This is a genomic window from Bradyrhizobium semiaridum (genome assembly GCF_020329505.1).
Taxonomy (GTDB): domain Bacteria; phylum Pseudomonadota; class Alphaproteobacteria; order Rhizobiales; family Xanthobacteraceae; genus Bradyrhizobium; species Bradyrhizobium semiaridum.
The window spans coordinates 1-627 of record NZ_JAGKJJ010000101.1; the positions used below are offsets into that span (position 1 = coordinate 1).

The 627-nt window shown below is 67.3% G+C and carries 1 protein-coding gene; it reads left to right on the top strand.

The features are described 5' to 3' along the window. Positions 1-627, top strand: a 627-nt coding sequence (locus tag J6500_RS31665) for a 3-hydroxyacyl-CoA dehydrogenase family protein (RefSeq protein WP_225716603.1), incomplete at both ends; no start/stop codon positions are given.

Below are 627 nucleotides of genomic sequence, written 5' to 3' on the forward strand. Positions count from 1 at the left end.
AAGGAAGTGTTCGGCAAGCTCGATCAATACGCCAAGCCCGGTGCGGTGCTCGCCTCCAATACCTCCTATCTCAACATCGACGAGATCGCGAAGGCGACCAACCGTCCGCAGGACGTGCTCGGCATGCACTTCTTCTCGCCGGCCAACGTCATGAAGCTGTGCGAGATCGTGCGCGCCGACAAGACCGCGCCGGACGCGCTGGTCACCGCGGTGTCGATCGCGCGCAAGATCGCCAAGGTGCCGGCGGTGGTCGGCGTCTGCGACGGTTTCGTCGGCAACCGCATGCTGGCGCAGCGCGGCAAGCAGGCCGAGAAGCTGCTGTTCGAGGGCGCGCTGCCGCAGCAGGTCGACGCGGTCGTGACCAAGTTCGGCATGCCGATGGGGCCGTTCGCGATGGGCGATCTCGCCGGCCTCGACATCGGCTGGCGCTCGCGCAAGGACCGCGGCATCAAGTCGGAGATCGCCGACGCGCTGTGCGAAGCCGGCCGCTTCGGCCAGAAGACCGGCAAGGGCTATTACAAGTACGAGCCGGGTTCGCGCGCGGCGCTGCCCGATCCCGAGGTCGAGAAGCTGATCGACGAGACGCTGGCGCGGCTCGGCCGCAAGAAGCGCGTCGTCACCGACGAC